The 17,001-nt window shown below is 31.4% G+C and carries 15 protein-coding genes; 6 read left to right on the top strand and 9 right to left on the bottom strand.

Features of this window, described 5'->3' with window-relative positions; genetic code table 11:
* Positions 1-296: 296 nt before the first annotated feature.
* The gene (gene fabF / locus J5E45_RS11955; RefSeq protein WP_039067776.1) at positions 297-1,541 is read right to left on the bottom strand and encodes a beta-ketoacyl-ACP synthase II; all 1,245 of its coding nucleotides are present in this window, start codon (positions 1,539-1,541) and stop codon (positions 297-299) included.
* Between the two features lie 11 nt (positions 1,542-1,552).
* Positions 1,553-2,494 (bottom strand): beta-ketoacyl-ACP synthase III, encoded by a 942-nt coding sequence (locus tag J5E45_RS11950; RefSeq protein WP_039067777.1) that lies wholly within the window; start codon positions 2,492-2,494, stop codon positions 1,553-1,555.
* Positions 2,495-2,688: 194 nt separating this feature from the next.
* Here J5E45_RS11950 and J5E45_RS11945 point away from each other — a divergent pair, with 194 nt between their 5' ends.
* Positions 2,689-2,883, top strand: a complete 195-nt coding sequence (locus tag J5E45_RS11945) for a YjzD family protein (RefSeq protein WP_039067779.1) — start codon at positions 2,689-2,691, stop codon at positions 2,881-2,883.
* A 218-nt stretch (positions 2,884-3,101) separates the two neighbouring features.
* On the opposite strand, the gene clpB is transcribed toward J5E45_RS11945, so the two are convergent.
* Positions 3,102-5,711 (bottom strand): ATP-dependent chaperone ClpB, encoded by a 2,610-nt coding sequence (clpB, locus tag J5E45_RS11940; protein ID WP_039067781.1) that lies wholly within the window; start codon positions 5,709-5,711, stop codon positions 3,102-3,104.
* Between the two features lie 322 nt (positions 5,712-6,033).
* Here clpB and J5E45_RS11935 point away from each other — a divergent pair, with 322 nt between their 5' ends.
* A complete protein-coding gene (locus tag J5E45_RS11935; protein WP_208182271.1) occupies positions 6,034-6,453 on the top strand; it encodes a nuclear transport factor 2 family protein in 420 nt (139 codons plus the stop codon).
* Positions 6,454-6,556: 103 nt separating this feature from the next.
* Positions 6,557-7,261: an SDR family oxidoreductase gene (locus J5E45_RS11930; protein WP_039067784.1), complete on the top strand. Its 705-nt coding sequence runs from the start codon at positions 6,557-6,559 to the stop codon at positions 7,259-7,261.
* A 176-nt stretch (positions 7,262-7,437) separates the two neighbouring features.
* Here the strand turns inward: J5E45_RS11930 and J5E45_RS11925 are convergent, their stop codons facing one another.
* Together J5E45_RS11925 and J5E45_RS11920 are read right to left on the bottom strand one after the other, a co-directional pair.
* Positions 7,438-9,258 (bottom strand): acyltransferase family protein, encoded by a 1,821-nt coding sequence (locus J5E45_RS11925; protein WP_208182269.1) that lies wholly within the window; start codon positions 9,256-9,258, stop codon positions 7,438-7,440.
* 222 nt (positions 9,259-9,480) lie between these two features.
* Positions 9,481-9,789, bottom strand: coding sequence for a metal-sulfur cluster assembly factor (locus tag J5E45_RS11920; protein WP_039067787.1), 309 nt, complete (start codon positions 9,787-9,789; stop codon positions 9,481-9,483).
* A 113-nt stretch (positions 9,790-9,902) separates the two neighbouring features.
* Between J5E45_RS11920 and J5E45_RS11915 the strand changes: the two genes are divergently transcribed.
* Together J5E45_RS11915 and J5E45_RS11910 are read left to right on the top strand one after the other, a co-directional pair.
* The gene (locus tag J5E45_RS11915) at positions 9,903-10,745 is read left to right on the top strand and encodes a Cof-type HAD-IIB family hydrolase (RefSeq protein WP_069792453.1); all 843 of its coding nucleotides are present in this window, start codon (positions 9,903-9,905) and stop codon (positions 10,743-10,745) included.
* 32 nt (positions 10,746-10,777) lie between these two features.
* Entirely contained in the window at positions 10,778-12,100 is a 1,323-nt protein-coding gene (locus tag J5E45_RS11910) for a CoA-disulfide reductase (RefSeq protein WP_039067789.1), read from the top strand.
* A gap of 279 nt (positions 12,101-12,379) precedes the next feature.
* On the opposite strand, the gene J5E45_RS11905 is transcribed toward J5E45_RS11910, so the two are convergent.
* Positions 12,380-13,288 (bottom strand): ketopantoate reductase family protein, encoded by a 909-nt coding sequence (locus J5E45_RS11905; protein WP_069792455.1) that lies wholly within the window; start codon positions 13,286-13,288, stop codon positions 12,380-12,382.
* Positions 13,289-13,424: 136 nt separating this feature from the next.
* Between J5E45_RS11905 and J5E45_RS11900 the strand changes: the two genes are divergently transcribed.
* Positions 13,425-13,946, top strand: a complete 522-nt coding sequence (locus tag J5E45_RS11900) for a TetR/AcrR family transcriptional regulator (RefSeq protein WP_069792456.1) — start codon at positions 13,425-13,427, stop codon at positions 13,944-13,946.
* Positions 13,947-14,096: 150 nt separating this feature from the next.
* Here the strand turns inward: J5E45_RS11900 and J5E45_RS11895 are convergent, their stop codons facing one another.
* The 3 genes from J5E45_RS11895 to J5E45_RS11885 all read right to left on the bottom strand — a co-directional run bounded on the left by J5E45_RS11895 (position 14,097) and on the right by J5E45_RS11885 (position 16,983).
* Positions 14,097-14,486, bottom strand: coding sequence for a YisL family protein (locus tag J5E45_RS11895; RefSeq protein ID WP_039067792.1), 390 nt, complete (start codon positions 14,484-14,486; stop codon positions 14,097-14,099).
* A 232-nt stretch (positions 14,487-14,718) separates the two neighbouring features.
* Positions 14,719-15,624, bottom strand: a complete 906-nt coding sequence (locus J5E45_RS11890) for a fumarylacetoacetate hydrolase family protein (RefSeq protein ID WP_039067793.1) — start codon at positions 15,622-15,624, stop codon at positions 14,719-14,721.
* A gap of 222 nt (positions 15,625-15,846) precedes the next feature.
* Positions 15,847-16,983: a DUF418 domain-containing protein gene (locus J5E45_RS11885; RefSeq protein WP_039067795.1), complete on the bottom strand. Its 1,137-nt coding sequence runs from the start codon at positions 16,981-16,983 to the stop codon at positions 15,847-15,849.
* Positions 16,984-17,001: the final 18 nt, after the last annotated feature.

Below are 17,001 nucleotides of genomic sequence, written 5' to 3'. Positions count from 1 at the left end.
TAATAGATGATTATTAAATAAATTATACTTTTAAATGATAATCTTGCCAATAAGCATAATTTTCAATACTTTAAATAATCCAAAATTTTATATTCATTTAAAGAAGTTTAATTCATAATAATAAGGAGTACCATGAAGATTAATCTTCATATTTTAAAAAATAATAAAATAGAAGTTAAAATTTTAAGGAAAACTTTCAAAATATCATTGAACACAAAATAAACCAAACACTAAAAACATAGTGTTTGGTTTATTTTAATATTTATAACATAACAGTATTTGACTATTATACAATTTTAGTCACTAAATTTTTTCAATACAATTACTGCATTATGCCCACCGAAACCTAAGCTGTTACTCATTGCATAAGTAATATTTAAATCTTCTGCTTGGTTAGGAACAATATCTAAATCACATTCTGGATCTGGTGTATTCGCATTAATTGTAGGTGCAATACGACTATCTCTAATAGAAAGCGCAGAAAAGATTGCCTCAATACCACCTGTTGCACCAAGTAAGTGGCCTGTCATTGATTTAGTTGAGCTTACTTTTAATGTAGAAGCAGCTTCACCAAATGTATTTTTAATGGCTTGAATTTCAGTTAAGTCACCCACTGGCGTACTTGTACCATGCGCATTAAGATATTGAATGTCTTTGGCTTCAATACCAGCATCATCCATAGCTGCTTGCATAGCACGAGAACCGCCTTCACCTTGTGGCGCCGGAGCTGTAATATGATATGCATCTCCAGTTGAGCCATATCCTACAACTTCTGCATAAATTTGAGCTCCACGTGCTTTTGCTGAATCTAAAGATTCTAATACTACAATACCAGCACCTTCACCCATGATGAATCCATCACGACCTTCTTGGAAAGGACGACATGCTGTTTCTTTATCATCGTTTGTAGATAACGCACGACTAGCACTAAATCCTGCGATTGCCATATGTGTGATCGGAGCTTCAGCACCACCAGTAACCATTGCATCTGCATCGCCACGTTGAATAATCTTAAATGCTTCTCCGATTGAGTTTGTACCAGTTGCACAAGCTGTTACCGTTGAACCATTTGGACCTTTGGCCCCAATATCAATAGATACTTGACCAGTAGCCATATCAGGTATAAGCATTGGTACAAAAAATGGACTCACTTTTCTTGGACCACGATTGATTAATTGACTGTGAGAAATTTCAAATGTTTCCATACCACCAATACCTGAACCAATCCATACTCCTATTCTATTAGCAGTGTTGTCGTTAATTTCAAGTTTAGCATCTTGAACCGCTTCTCTAGCAGCTACTACTGCATATTGAGTGAAACGATCCATTCTGCGTGCTTCTTTTTTCGGAATATGATCTTCTATATTAAAATCTTTTAGTTCTCCAGCTAAATGAACACTGTAATCTGTTGTGTCTATTCTTGTAATATTATCAATACCATTAACACCTTTCAATGCGTTATCCCACGATGATTTAGCATCGTTGCCTAGAGGTGATAATGCGCCAATTCCTGTTATTACAACACGCTGTTCTTTGCTCATAATTTATCCTCCTATTTTCCCCATCTTAGTGTGACAGCACCCCATGTTAAGCCGCCACCAAAACCAACTAATACAAGGACATCGTCATCTTTAATTTTGCCATTTTCTAATTCTTGGGCGATACTTAATGGAATAGATGCTGCTGATGTGTTACCGAATCGATCTACAGAAACACTCATTTTTTCTTTTGGTATACCTAAACGTTCCCTAGCAGATTCCATAATTCTAATGTTTGCTTGGTGTGGTACGAACATATCAACGTCGTCTGGGCTTAAATTTGCTTTAGCCACAGCATTTGTTGACGCTTCCCCCATGATTCTTACAGCAAACTTAAATACTTCACGACCATTCATAAATATTTTGCCATTTTCTGGATTTAAAAATAAATGTTTTGCTCCTGAACCATCTGAACCTAGTTCATAACTTAAAATACCACGGCCTTCTGATACTTCACTAATAACTACTGCACCAGCGCCATCTCCAAATAAAATGGCTGTTGAACGATCAGTAAAGTCAGTAATTTTAGACAACTTATCTACACCGACAACTAATATATTTTTATAATCACCAGATTGTACAAATTGTTTTGCATTAATCATTGCATACATAAAGCCACTACATGCTGCAAGTTGATCCATGGAAGCAACTTTACCAACACCTAATTTTTCTTGTAAAATGTTAGCGACGGTTGGAAAAGGAAAATCGCCTGTTGATGTCGCCACAATAATCATGTCAATTTCTGAAGCTTCAATCCCTGCATCTTCGATTGCTTTTAAGCTCGCTTGATAAGCCATGTCAGAAGTTTCTTCATTTTCATCTGCCCATCTACGCTCTTTAATACCAGTCATTTGAGAAATCCACTCATCTGAAGTTTCTAAAAATGATTCAAAATAGGTATTTTCTACAACTTTTTCAGGTGCGTATGCACCAAAACCTTTAATACCCACATCCATGGTTGTACACCTTCTTAATCTTAATTTTAATGTTCATTTAAATTACACTTTTAATACCAGGTATTAATTTAACATAATACACATTTCAAATACAAGAACAACACATCGAAATTTTAAATATTACTTCTCTCTATACAAACTACACTTAATTATTTATAATGAAGTTATATATATTATATTGGAGGCATTACATAATGAAATACCTCGCAGTTTTATTTTGGTCTATTGTTTTATTACAAATGATTAATTTCGTACTTAATAGCTTGAATGGTGGCGGTACACTTAACTATGTAACACCGATTTTTGGAGCGATTGCTTTTACCATTATTATTGTTTTATTTGATATGGTTATTAAACCTAAAAAGCATGATACCAAAGAACAACACTAAATACAGGGTAAGACAGCAATCGGATAATTCCATTGTCTAACCCCGTCAAAGATAACTATATCATTAAATAAGTCCGAGGCATATAAATGTCTTGGACTTGTTTTTTAATATAAAAAATGGGAACACGTCAGAAAACAATTGTCTACTTTGTTTTCTAATACGCGTTCCCAAATAAAATTATTTTATTAATTAAAATTACTTGCTATTAATCATGGTTGTTAAACTATTTCTGGTTTGTTTTCAGAAAATGTTAAGCCATCATCAGTTAATCCTATATCAATAGTTGTGCCTTCAGGTAAGTTTTCTCTTATCATTTTACGTGCAAGTGGCGTTTCAATTTGTCTTTGGATGAAACGTTTTAATGGTCTTGCACCAAACTGCGGTTCATAAGCTTCTTCACCTAACCAAGCCTTCGCGTCATCTGTGACGTTGATTGAAATACGTTGACCCATTAATCTAATATTTAGTTCTGTTAGTATTTTATCAACGATTAAACTCATGTCATTAATAGATAGTGGTTTGAATAAAACAATATCGTCCATACGGTTGATAATTTCAGGTTTAAAGTATTGATTTAAACTGTTCATAACAGCTTTTTCTGTTGTTTCAGTAATCACACCAGTATCTTTTACATTTTCTAATAAAATTTGTGAACCTATATTACTAGTCATAATAATAATTGTATTTTTAAAGTCTACTTCTCGTCCTTTAGAATCCGTTAAGCGACCTTCTTCAAGTATTTGTAATAACACGTTAAACACGTCGCCGTGAGCTTTTTCAATTTCATCTAATAAAATTACAGAATATGGATTACGGCGAACCGCTTCAGTTAATTGTCCCCCTTCGTCATGTCCGACATAACCTGGAGGCGCACCAATAAGACGAGAGACAGAATGTTTTTCCATATACTCACTCATATCAATACGAATCATATGTTTTTCAGAGTCAAATAACGTAGACGCTAATGATTTAGCTAATTCTGTTTTACCTACACCTGTAGGACCTAAGAATAAGAAACTACCAATAGGTCTGTTAGGGTCTTTAATTCCTGCGCGTGCTCTTACAACAGCGTCAGAAACTAAATCTACTGCTTTATCTTGCCCCACAACACGTTCATGTAGTATATCTGAAAGGCTTAATAGTTTCTCTCTTTCAGTTTCAACAAGTTTTGAAACTGGAATACCTGTCCATGAACTAACGATATCTCCAATTTCTTCATCAGAAACAATTTCACGAATGATACGTTCATTATCGCCATTTTGTTCATTTTGAAATGCGTCTTCTAATTCGCGTAACTCTTTTTCTAATTCTGGAATTGTACCATGTTGCAATTCAGCTGCTCTTTCTAAGTTATAATTATTTTCAGCATCTTCTAGTGCTTTTCTATTTTCATCCAATTCCGTGCGTTTTTCTTGTAATTTCGCAATTTTTTCTTTTTCTTCTTCAACACGAGATTGAATTGCGTTTTGTTTTTCTTTTTCATTAGATAATTCTTGTTGTAATTCTTGTAAACGCTGTTTACTTGCATTATCTGATTCATTTTTTAAAGCACTTTCTTCGATTTCTAATTGCATTACACGACGATTAACTTGATCTAATTCTGTTGGATTAGAACCCATTTCTGTTCTAATTGTCGCACATGCTTGGTCCACTAAATCGATTGCTTTATCTGGTAAAAAGCGATCTGTGATATAACGGTCTGAAAGCTCTGCAGCAGCTACTAATGCTTTATCTTGTATACGTACACCATGATACACTTCATAACGCTCTTTTAAACCACGCAAAATAGAAATTGTGTCTTCTACATCTGGTTCCGATACATTCACTTTTTGGAAACGACGTTCTAAAGCTGAATCTTTTTCAATATATTCTCTATATTCATTTAGGGTAGTAGCCCCAATACAGTGTAATTCACCTCTTGCAAGCATTGGTTTCAACATATTTCCGGCATCCATTGCACCCTCTGTTTTACCAGCGCCTACAAGCATATGAATTTCATCTATAAATAGTATGATTCTACCATCTGAATCTTTTACTTCTTTCAATACTGCTTTTAGTCGCTCTTCAAATTCACCACGATATTTTGCACCTGCAACAAGTGCACTTAAGTCTAATTCAAATATTGTTTTATCTAATAGCGACTCTGGTACGTCTTTTCTAACAATTCTCTGTGCCAAACCTTCAACGATAGCTGTTTTACCTACACCTGGTTCTCCAATAAGCACAGGATTATTTTTTGTTTTTCTACTTAAAATTCTCACAGTATTTCTTATTTCTTCATCCCGTCCAATTACTGGATCCATATTACCTTGGCGTACTTCTTCAACTAAATCTCTACCATATTTTTCTAAAGCTTCATAATTTGCTTCTGGATTTTGTGTTGTCACATGGTTTCCTCCTCTTATTTTTTTAATAATCTCTACGATAATCTCTTTTTTATTATCTACGTATTGTTTTGTTGTATCATCAATGTCCATTGCAGCTAATATGATATGTTCCATAGAAATGTATTCATCTTCATATGATTTCATATATGATTCTGCACTATTGAATAATTCATTTGCTTTGGGACTGATATATTGTCCGTATTGAATATTATCTCCTTGTACAGTTGGATAGTTTTTTAATTTATTAGTATATGCGCTATTTAAATATTCAGTATCAATATTAGCTCTTTCTAGAACACTTTTAAATAAACTTTCGTTTTCTTCAAGCGCTGCTTTTAAGACAGCTTCAATTTCTATATTTTGGTTTTCATGTGCTTTTGCTAATTCAACTGCTTTTTGTAAAGCTCCTTGAACTGCATAGGTCATTTGATTAATATCCAAAATGATTCACCTCACCATTTAGTATTTGATCAAGCGTCTTTAAGTTTGACTTTGACTTTCTTTGACCTTAAATATATTATAATACTTCCTATTAAATTAATCAACAATAAAGGACGCTTTTTTATATTCTTTTCATGAGACTTGAAAGCTTACTACACCTTATATTTTGCCTGCTTAACATAGAATAAAACATACATTTATTATTAATAAATAATAAAACTCAACTAGCATTTTCGTATTGATTAACTAAATAAACACAATAATAGTTCTTAGAATTATGTTACGATTATTGTAAATAGTCATTATAAGGGAGTGTGCTTACATGGAACCAGAAATTAAAAAACCAATACCACCTTTTAATAAGCAGACAGCGTTAGAAAAAGTAAAGATAGCTCAAGATGCATGGAATACACGAAATCCAGAAAAAGTTTGTCTTGCTTATACGGAAGACTCAAAATGGAGAAATCGTACTGAATTTTTTGAAGGACGTGAAGCAATCAAATCTTTTTTATATAGAAAATGGAATAAAGAACTTGATTATAAATTAATGAAAGAATTATGGTGTTACACAGATAATCTTATTTCTGTCCGATTTGAATATGAGTGGCGTGACGCAGAATCAAATCAATGGATGCGAACACATGGCAATGAACATTGGGAATTTAATAAAAATGGCCTCATGACTAGAAGAGATATGAGTGCAAATGATTATCCGATTAACAAAGAAGACAGAAAATATTAAGATTAAATATAGATTAATGAATCTCACTATGATTAATTCTATTTTTTATATTTATAGAGGAAAATAGAGACCCTTTATACTGTTAACCAAAGGAGATTATAATATGGATCAAAATTCAATGTATAAGACTGCATTAGTGACAGGTGCGACGAGTGGTATAGGTAAAGCCATCACAAAGAAATTACTACAAATGAATATGAATGTAGTAGCTGTAGCTAGAAACCAGGATAAATTAAATAGTTTAGCTTCCGAATTAAATAACGACTCTACATTACTTACGGTACAAGCAGATGTTTCTAATAAAAAAGAAATAGAATTTGTAGTTAAACAAGCCGAAACGCGTTTTGAAACCGTTGATGTTCTTGTTAATAATGCCGGGAAAATGGGTTCTAGTAGGGTCTTAGATGGTTCGGTATCTGATTGGGAAGATATGATTGATATAAATATTAAAGGTTTGCTTTATGGTGTTAATTCGGTAGTTGGAAATATGGTCAATAATCAAAAAGGTCATATCGTCAATATTTGTTCCGATTCAGGATTTGAAGTTATTGAACGTTTATCTGTTTATTGTGCTACAAAATTCTCTGTGCGCGCTATTTCTATTGGTTTAGAAAAAGAACTAGCTAATACAGGTGTACGTGTAACAAATGTATCGCCAGGTATGGTGGAAACGGAACTCAGTTCGAAAAGCCCCTTTGAAGAAAACAGAAAAAAATTAGAACCTAAAGATATTGCTAACGCTGTATCCTATGCTATTTCTCAACCAAAGCATGTTAATGTTAACGAAGTCACTGTGCGCCCCTCTTAAAATAGTTAAATTATAAAAAAATGTATGCTAAGAAAACAAGTGCTTTCTTAGCATACATTTTTAAGTTCTAAACTTTAATTTGATTTATAATATCATTGACATTTACATGCGATCTTTTTTCTACAATTTTAGATTTTAATTGAAACAAGAACTCAAACATTATTATGTTGTTTAATCTATTTAGATTTTTTGGTAATATGCTTTAATATTTCATCCGTTAGTGCTTTTACACCTTTTGCTTCTAAATGGATACCATCTGGTGCAAAATATTCTGTATGGCTTTCTGAATGTTTATACCAGTCAATTAGAGTAACATTATCATATTTTTTGGCAGCATCAGCCATCAATTTATTAACATGAGATTCATAACTTCTAGGCACTCTTGTATTTACTAAATACACTTGCGCATCACCGAACTTTTTAATTAATTCATTTAATTGTTCTTTAGAAAAATCGCCGTTTGTTCCTAACTCTAAGATAACTTGATCTGACTTTTGGTTATAATTTTGATATTTTTGATCAACTAATGGACTCGCTTCGTATAAATTTCTACCAACTTTTCCATCAATATTAGCATGAGGTACTCGCATCTTAAAGGTTTCTCCAATATCCACCATTATAGAATCTCCAATTAATAATGGTTTCAAATCTGCATATACTTCATTATCTTTCTCCTTTTTAAAATTGGAATCTCCTAAAAAGTTAACGTCATTAACTGGAATTGGTCTAACTAAATATTTATCTATTTCATCTGTATTATATGAAGTTGCTTTATGGTTTATGTCATTTTCACCTAGTTTATCAAAGCTTCCTGCAAAGACAAACATAGTAGGAATTAAAAATAAAATTAAGACGATAGTTCTAATCACTGCCTGTTTATTTAAACGTGAGATATTAAATACTTTTATTCCTCGTTTTCTAAACGGTGTCTCTATATAACGATATGACAACTCTGCCAAGACAATGGTTAAAATGATATCTACTGCGTAAATATAAAAAGGTAATTGGCCATCTACATAATATGAATGTACAAAGCTGATTACAGGGAAATGCCATAAATATAAACTATAAGATCGTTTCCCTATGTATACAAATAATGGATTACCTAGTATTTTGGCAAAATAACCAGAAGGATGTACCGCACTAATAATTACTAGTAACGTCAATCCTGAAATTAAATAAAAACCACCATTATATATCCAATTACTATTATCATTCACTTTTAAGAAAAGGATTAATAAAAGTGCAATTCCAACCACACCTATACTATCGATGATAGTTCTCAATAAATGATTGGGATTTTTTTTTAATTTAAACGGAGGCCAAACAAATGCAAATATTACACCTAATAACATTGTCTGTAACCGGGTATCAGTCCCAAAATAGACACGTGAATGCCCTGTTTGTGATTGGGCAATAATAACCATTGTTAATAAAGAAATTAGTGAAACTATCCACAATATCAAAGTCACATTTCGGTATTTCTTTATTGTAAGTAGTAAAAAAATTAAGACAGTGGGAAAAATAATATAGAATTGCTCTTCAATTGCAAGTGACCATAAATGTTTTAATGGCATAAAAGCAAACTGTTCGAAATAATTAACATCCGATGCAATGTACCACCAATTTGACACATAAAAAACAGCTGCGAAAGCATCTTGTTTAATATTTACTATTTCATCAGGTTTAAGTATTAATGTAGCTACCGTAACAACCATCACAAGTACTGACATAGCTGGAATTAATCGTTTAACTCGCCTTAACCAAAACTGTTTTAAATTAATAATACCTGTAGATTCATATTCAAAAAGTAATAAGCTAGTTATCAAATAACCAGAAATCACAAAAAATGTATCCACACCTAAAAAACCGCCAGTCAACCATTGTTTGTTTAAGTGATAGATGATGATGCCTATGACCGCAATTGCTCGTAATCCATCTAAACCTGGCATATAACGCGTACTATACTTTAACTGCTTATTTAAATTATTGCTCATTTCTATTCATTCTTTCATCCCCAATTAAAATATTTCGCTATTATCGTTATCATTCACTCAATCATTGTAATACTTCTGTAATATTACTGCAATTATTTTAATGAATTGCACTATAGAAAAATTATATTTTTAAATGGTTAGTATTTTAATAATTTTAACAAAAAAATAGCCCAATGTACGATAAGTACATTAGACTATTCTTTAGTTACTATTTATTTTGTTTTAACCGATACCTAAAGCAATTTTAGCGTAACGAGACATCATTTCTTTACCCCATGGCGGACTCCAAACGATGTTTACTTCTGTATCTGAAATCTCTGGAATTTCTGCTAATACCATTTTAACTTGGTTTACAATTTGAGGTCCCATTGGACAACCCATAGATGTTAATGTCATTTCTACAGTACATAAACCTTCGTCATTTACATCTACATTATATATTAAACCTAAGTTAACGATATCGATACCTAACTCAGGGTCAATAACCATTTCTAAAGCATTCAATATGCTATCTTTTAATCCTTCATCCATACATTTCACCTCTTCGTAATTAATCATACTAACAATATATCAAATATCTTACAAAACTCCAATAAAATGCTATGATATTCATACGTCAATTATTAAACATTAAGGAGAATTCAATGGAACCTTATTTAATTTGTCTAGATTTAGACGGAACTCTTTTAAATGATGAAAAAGAAATCACACCTTATACAAAAGAAGTATTAACTAAATTACAAAAACAAGGGCACAAATTAATGATTGCCACTGGTAGACCATATAGAGCTAGCCAAATTTATTATCATGAACTGAATATGGATACACCAGTCGTGAACTTTAATGGCGCATTTGTACATCATCCTAAGGATGATCAATTCGAAATTAAACACGATGTATTAGATTTAGATTTATCGAAAAGCATTATAAAAAGTTTAAATGATTATGGTGTATCTAATATTATTGCCGAAGTTAAAGACTACGTATTTATTAATAACTATGATCAAAGGTTATTTGATGGGTTTTCAATGGGTAATCCAAAAGTAGAGACTGGAGATTTACTTACTTCATTAACTGAATCCCCTACCTCAATTTTAGTTGAGGCGGAAGAGTTCATGATCCCTAGAGTCAAACAAATGTTAACACGCTTTTATGCAGAAAATATTGAACACCGTAGATGGGGTTCACCATTTCCAGTCATTGAAATTGTTAAACAAGGGATTAGCAAGGCACGCGGTATAGATTACGTAAAATCTCATTTAGAAATCGATAGAAATCATATTATTGCATTCGGCGATGAAGATAATGATTTAGAAATGATTAAATATGCTAAATACGGTATTGCCATGGATAATGGATTGGATGAACTTAAACACGTTGCAAACCAAGTTACATATTCTAATAATGAAGATGGTATTGGACGATATTTAAATGATTATTTCCAATTAAATATGCCTTATGAAGAAACTATAAAATCTCAAATTTAATTCGAGATTTTAATTTGAGGAGGCCTTTCAGTATGAATAAAATTGTAGTTGTTGGTGCAGTTGCTGGAGGCGCAACTGTGGCTAGTCAAATCAGAAGATTGGATCAAGAAAGCGAAATTGTTGTTTTCGAAAAAGACCGTGATATGAGTTTCGCTAACTGTGCGTTACCTTACTATTTAGGCAATGTCGTTGATTCACGCGACAAAGTGCTTGAAGCAACGCCAGAAGCTTTTTATGATTCTAAAAATATAATTGTAAAAACGTATCATGAAGTGACATCTATAAACGATGATTCACAGACAATTACCGTTTACGATTACGTGAATAATACTTCGTTTGAAGAACATTATGATACTTTAATATTAAGCCCTGGATGTAGTGCAAATTCGTTGAACTTAAATAGTCCAATAGCATTTACTTTAAGAAATATGGAAGATACAGATGCAATTGAAGCTTTTATTGAACAACATCAAGTTAAAAAAGCACTAGTTGTGGGCACGGGTTATATAGGTTTAGAAATTTTAGATAATCTATATGAACGTGGTATCGTACCTACTCTAATCCATCGCTCAACGCATATCAATAAATTAATGGATCAAGACATGAACCAATCTATTATTGATGAAATGGATAAACGTCATATCACTTATCGCTTTAATGAAGAAATAACAAAAGTAGATGGTAACGAAGTATATTTCTCTTCTGGTAATGTAGAAGCTTTTGATTTAATTATTGAAGGTGTAGGCGTAAAACCAAATTCAGGCTTTATTAAATCATCTAGTATCACTTTAGATAACAAAGGTTATATTCCTGTTAATGACCAATTTCAGACTAATGTGCCAAATATATATGCACTTGGTGATATCATAACTTCACATTATAGACACGTTGATTTAACCGCACACGTTCCGCTTGCTTGGGGTGCACATCGTGGTGCAAGTATTATTGCTGAACAACTAGCAGGTAACCCTAAAGTGAAATTCAAAGGCTTTTTAGGTTCAAATATTGTTAAATTCTTTGATTATACTTTTGCTAGTGTAGGCGTATCACCGCAAGAATTAGAACATTTTGATTACGGAATAGTTGAAGCTAACCAAGGCGAACATGCAGGATATTACCCTGGAAATAAAAAATTACACTTACGTGTTTACTTTGATAAATCTAACAGACGCATTATTCGTGCAGCCGCAGTTGGAGAAAAAGGTGTAGATAAACGCATTGACATCTTATCAATGGCAATGATGCAAAAATTAACAATTGATGAACTGACAGAATTTGAAGTCGCTTATGCCCCTCCATATAGCAGACCAAAAGATATTATTAATATGATTGGCTATAAAGCTAGGAATAAATAAAAATAATCTGTGTTTGGAAAACATAAAAATATCGATGATTTCTACACTAAAATTAAGTAGAAATCATCGATTTTATTATTTATATTAAAGCCTTATCACTTATTTTATTAATGGTTTAAGATTTAGACTTCTATAAAACTGAATCTTTTTATAAAATCCTCTTCTTTCTTATAAAAAGATTTCAAGTTTTCTTTACTATATATTTTAACAATTACAATAATGATATTAACTTAGTAATCATACCTAAAAAATTAATAATTATAATACAATTCAACTTAATTATATCGATTCTTTAATCAAATCATCTAAATGGTTAGTTGTTAATGCCGTTTGCTTATTTAATAACTTTATATCTTCGTATAAAGTGTTAACTTCTGAATTTGAACCTTGAATTTGGTTCATCATTTTGATGTTAATAATTAATTTTAACAGTGGATAGGCAATATATTTAAATTTTTTAAACAGAATCGACTGTAATTTTGGTGTAATGTTATAGTTACTATGTTCAATTAATAAATGTAATTCATTATATGACCTAATGATATTACTGATAAGTTGCTTTTGATTTCCTTTGTATTTATTTTTCAGTGATAACCCAGTATTTAGAGGTATTATCATTGCTGCATGTGACATTAACCAATCTTCAAATTTTGTTTCGTAAGTTAATTTTATAGATGAATTTTTAAAAATTTCATCAAGTTTATTATGAAATGGTATTACTCCATTAAGGTTGCTTACTTTTAATTCCCCTGCATTAAATCGAATAACAGTGGTTTCACTATCCGTTCTGTTACCTCCAGTCATTAAAAACCCAAAAGATATATTTTTAGATGTAATTGATTGCTGGATTACTGTTTGACGAAGTTTATGAGGATTAGTGTTATTACCTATAAAAATAATATTGGTGCTTATATTTTGAGCTAATGAAGGTACAACTGAGTAAAAATCTGAATACTTCATTGTTACAAAGATAACATCATAGTTATCATTCTTCCCTAAATTACTTACATAGTTAAAGTGATCTGTAGTTCTTTTATTTTGTAAATAATGATTCAACACAACCCCTCTGTTATTTAAGTGATTATAATTTTGACCTCTAGCTAATAATGTTATGTTATTTTCAGGTTGATTTAATACATATGCTAAATATTGCCCTTGTACACCAGCGCCATAAATAAGAATATCCATATGCGTCCTCCTTTTAATGAACATTTGTTCATTAACTTGAACTTATTATTATAAAAAGTTAAACTCAATAAACAAAACAAGTATATTGATGCTTATTGTACAGATTTCAAAAATCGTTGATAAATGAGGAATAGTTATGGATAAAAGAAAGGAAAAATCACGTCAACTTATTATCGAAAATTTTATAAAACTAATGCAAAAAAAGGACATTGCTAAAATATCTATGAAAGATATTGCCGAAGCTTCTAATATCAATAGAGGAACGATTTATTTAAACTTTTTAGATAAATACGACATACTTAATCAATCATTAGATTTTATATTAGCTGAAGCAATTGAAAAATGCGAACGTACAATGAACCTTCAACAAGATGGTAAAACAAATATGCGCGAAATACTCATAGCTATAGATAAACAATATGTGATCTTGAAACAATTAATACAAAAATCTGATTTAAATATATTAAGACAAACGCTTTCTGAAAAATTTATGCAAAACATAAAACAAAAAGATAATGAAATAGCGTTACAATTTTTAGGTTCGGCAATTGTAGGTGTTATTATATGGTGGATAGAGCACTCTAGACCCTGCTCTATTGATGAGTTAAGTGATGAACTATGGCATCTGTTAGAGCCACATATTGATACATTTCTATAGATTAAATGAGAAAGTTTCAGCGCAATTTTAATACTTTATGTTAACGCTTGTTATCTTACACTATAATACCTTTTAGTTTAAACAAACTTATCTACCGGCAAAACAACAAAAGAGGCTATGACAATGAAGTCGTAGCCTCTTTTATATAACTTACAAACCAAACATTTGTGTAATTGGTCCCATCGGTAAAATAATACCAATAATGATAGTCAAGATGATAACTACAATAGTAGTCCATAATAAACTATGACTTGGTTGACCTTTTTTACGTTTAGTAATTGTCACTTCCATCAATGCAACGACTGCTACACCGCAAATCATTTTCAATGTCAGTAACATATGTCCACCTGCATTATCAGATGAGAATGATTGAATCCAAACCCAAAAACCTGAAATTAACACAAGCAACATAAATAATCTTAAAACCATATGAATCGGTTTAAAATAAGGTGAAGCGCCTTGTTTTTCAGAAAAGTTAAAGTAAGCCGCAAAGAATAAAATAATTAATAATGCCCAACTTGCTATATGCATATGTAACATAAAATATAACCCCCACACACGTTTTTCACTTCAAAAGTATATAAAACAGAAGTATATTGTAGTCTTTTAATTATAAAATCAAAAGATTACTTACCTTATCATACTTAAAATCACTTCATTTTTCAAAAAGAATTCTATATTAATCTACTAATGATTAGGAAAAAAAAGCGGGATACAAATCAAAATTTTAAATTTGATACGTATACCCGCACTTTTTAATATCTTAATATTTTTATTTGTCAGCAATAAAATTAGTTAATGTTCCGATATTATCGATTGTAACTTTAACCTCATCACCTGGTTGTAAAAATTTAGGTGGATTCATGCCTGCACCAACGCCTGCTGGTGTACCAGTTGCGATTATATCACCTGGGTGTAATGCCACAAATTTAGAAATTTCTTCTATCAATTCATCTATTTTAAGAATCATTTGACCTGTGTTACCATCTTGACGGATTTCATTATTTACTTTCGTAACGATGTTCACATCTTCTGGTGTAGGTAATTCATCTTTTGTCACAATATAAGGACCTATTGGGCAACCACCAGTTAAACTTTTAGATAAGAATGCTTGGTCTTGTTCATTTTGCGCTTTACGGTCGGTAATATCATTAATAATTGTATAACCATATACGTAATCTAACGCTAAACCTTTAGGAATTTTTTCACCAGATTTACCAATTACAATACCAAGTTCACCTTCATAATCTAACTGATCAGTAATATCTTTATGGTTTGGAATCGTGCTATTATCACCAGTTAATGATGAAGCAGCTTTTGTAAATACATATAAACGTTGTACTTCATGATTTAATTCACTAGCATGATCTTGATAATTGCGTCCAAATGCAATTACATTATTTGTTGGCGTCACAGGTGGTAAGAACTCTATTTCACTAAATAGCACTTTATAGTCGTCACCTTTACCACTATCTTCTGCTGCAACTACAGCTTTACGAACTTGTTCTTGAAAATCGACAACTTGATTTTGTTGAAGTCCGTTTAATAATGTTTTCGGGTGAAATTCGCCTTCAGCAAAATCTGCAAAAACTTTTTTTAAGTCCCATGCAGCCTCTTCACGTTTAACTTTCACACCATAAGATGTCTGTCCTTCATGTCTGAATGATAGGAATTTCATTCAATATCAGCTCCTCATCTATATCTTATTACATATTATAACTATATTTACCCCGAAATAACAAATAAATAACTAGCGCTTTCAAAAATTAATATATACTTAGTGAGAACGTATTTTTCATGTTGCAAGCCTTGTTGGATTACAAATTCAAAGCAGTATATACATTTTACCATTTAAACATAATTTTATAGTAAATAAATACAACCAGTGTAAGGGGGTAATTTATTTTAGGTATGTGATTTTTCGCCATACCCATTCAAAAGGTCCCATTTTAAAGTGTTTTAAATAAAAATAACAACCAACTAGTTGTATGCCATAAACAAGTAAAGCAATGATATAAGATTGATATAGTGGCAATTGGTTATATAAGCCTAACCCTATACCTAAAAATATTATCGACAAAACAACGCTCTGCGTTAAATAAACAGATAAACTCAGTTTACCTGGATAAGTAAATACTTGGAGCAAGTTTGCAATACGCAAACTTTGGTACATAGCAATAAAAATCAATATATAACCTGCAGCAACAATTGGTCCACCAACAATATTGATATTTTGGTATGCGCTATTTGAAAAATCTAGCGCATATGGCATTTTAACAACATATCCAATAATTAGGCATAAAATGCCCCATTTAATGGCGCTTTGTTTTTGAAGTTGAATTTTTTTAACTAAATTTAATTTTTGTGCAGCTATGCCTAAAAGAATGTATGGTAAAAATTCAAGATAAGCAGACCCCATCACCACATCTAATACATTGTATAAATTTTCTAGCGCATTTATTTTAAGAAATTCAGTAAAATGCCCTTGTTGTTTAATTTCTATTAATTTAGATAAAGACACACCACTAAAATTATGTTGACTATATGGATTATTTATTAAGGAATATACTACAAACGGTATAACTAGCAGTAACATTTTTAAGATAAATAAGATGATTGCTGCTTTTATTAAACGCTTGGCTTTGACTTTAATAAATAACACTGCTATTGCTCCTGTAAACGCATAGCCAAATAAGATATCTCCTGAAAATACAAAGAACCCATGTAACAAACCCATAAACATAAGAAAGAACAATCTTCTAAATATTATTGGGTAATAGTTAATTCCTTTTAACTGACTATTGTCATACATAATACTCAATCCATAGCCAAATAGGAATGTAAAAATAGGATAAAAAGAACCAATTATTAATAAGGTAATTACGTGCAATAATACAGCATCAAATCCATGCACAACATCACCCAACATACTTTCCTCATAAGGAAAACTAAAAACTAATATATTCATTAAAATAATACCTAACAAACTTAATCCACGTAATGCATCTATTTCATGTAACCTCTGCTGCGATGACACAACAAGCACCCCTTATAG

The sequence above is a fragment of the Staphylococcus shinii genome, from assembly GCF_017583065.1.
GTDB lineage: Bacteria > Bacillota > Bacilli > Staphylococcales > Staphylococcaceae > Staphylococcus > Staphylococcus shinii.
Note: the sequence above shows the minus strand (reverse complement) of the source record. Positions and strands in the feature narration are given on the sequence as shown.

What these genes read in the sequence shown, in the direction of transcription:
- fabF (WP_039067776.1), bottom strand. Translation starts at nt 1,541, where the DNA reads ATGAGCAAAGAACAGCGTGTTGTAATAACAGGAATTGGCGCATTATCA.
- J5E45_RS11950 (WP_039067777.1), bottom strand. Translation starts at nt 2,494, where the DNA reads ATGGATGTGGGTATTAAAGGTTTTGGTGCATACGCACCTGAAAAAGTT.
- J5E45_RS11945 (WP_039067779.1), top strand. Translation starts at nt 2,689, where the DNA reads ATGAAATACCTCGCAGTTTTATTTTGGTCTATTGTTTTATTACAAATG.
- J5E45_RS11935 (WP_208182271.1), top strand. Translation starts at nt 6,034, where the DNA reads ATGGAACCAGAAATTAAAAAACCAATACCACCTTTTAATAAGCAGACA.
- J5E45_RS11930 (WP_039067784.1), top strand. Translation starts at nt 6,557, where the DNA reads ATGGATCAAAATTCAATGTATAAGACTGCATTAGTGACAGGTGCGACG.
- J5E45_RS11925 (WP_208182269.1), bottom strand. Translation starts at nt 9,258, where the DNA reads ATGAGCAATAATTTAAATAAGCAGTTAAAGTATAGTACGCGTTATATG.
- J5E45_RS11920 (WP_039067787.1), bottom strand. Translation starts at nt 9,789, where the DNA reads ATGGATGAAGGATTAAAAGATAGCATATTGAATGCTTTAGAAATGGTT.
- J5E45_RS11915 (WP_069792453.1), top strand. Translation starts at nt 9,903, where the DNA reads ATGGAACCTTATTTAATTTGTCTAGATTTAGACGGAACTCTTTTAAAT.
- J5E45_RS11910 (WP_039067789.1), top strand. Translation starts at nt 10,778, where the DNA reads ATGAATAAAATTGTAGTTGTTGGTGCAGTTGCTGGAGGCGCAACTGTG.
- J5E45_RS11905 (WP_069792455.1), bottom strand. Translation starts at nt 13,288, where the DNA reads ATGGATATTCTTATTTATGGCGCTGGTGTACAAGGGCAATATTTAGCA.
- J5E45_RS11900 (WP_069792456.1), top strand. Translation starts at nt 13,425, where the DNA reads ATGGATAAAAGAAAGGAAAAATCACGTCAACTTATTATCGAAAATTTT.
- J5E45_RS11895 (WP_039067792.1), bottom strand. Translation starts at nt 14,486, where the DNA reads ATGTTACATATGCATATAGCAAGTTGGGCATTATTAATTATTTTATTC.
- J5E45_RS11890 (WP_039067793.1), bottom strand. Translation starts at nt 15,624, where the DNA reads ATGAAATTCCTATCATTCAGACATGAAGGACAGACATCTTATGGTGTG.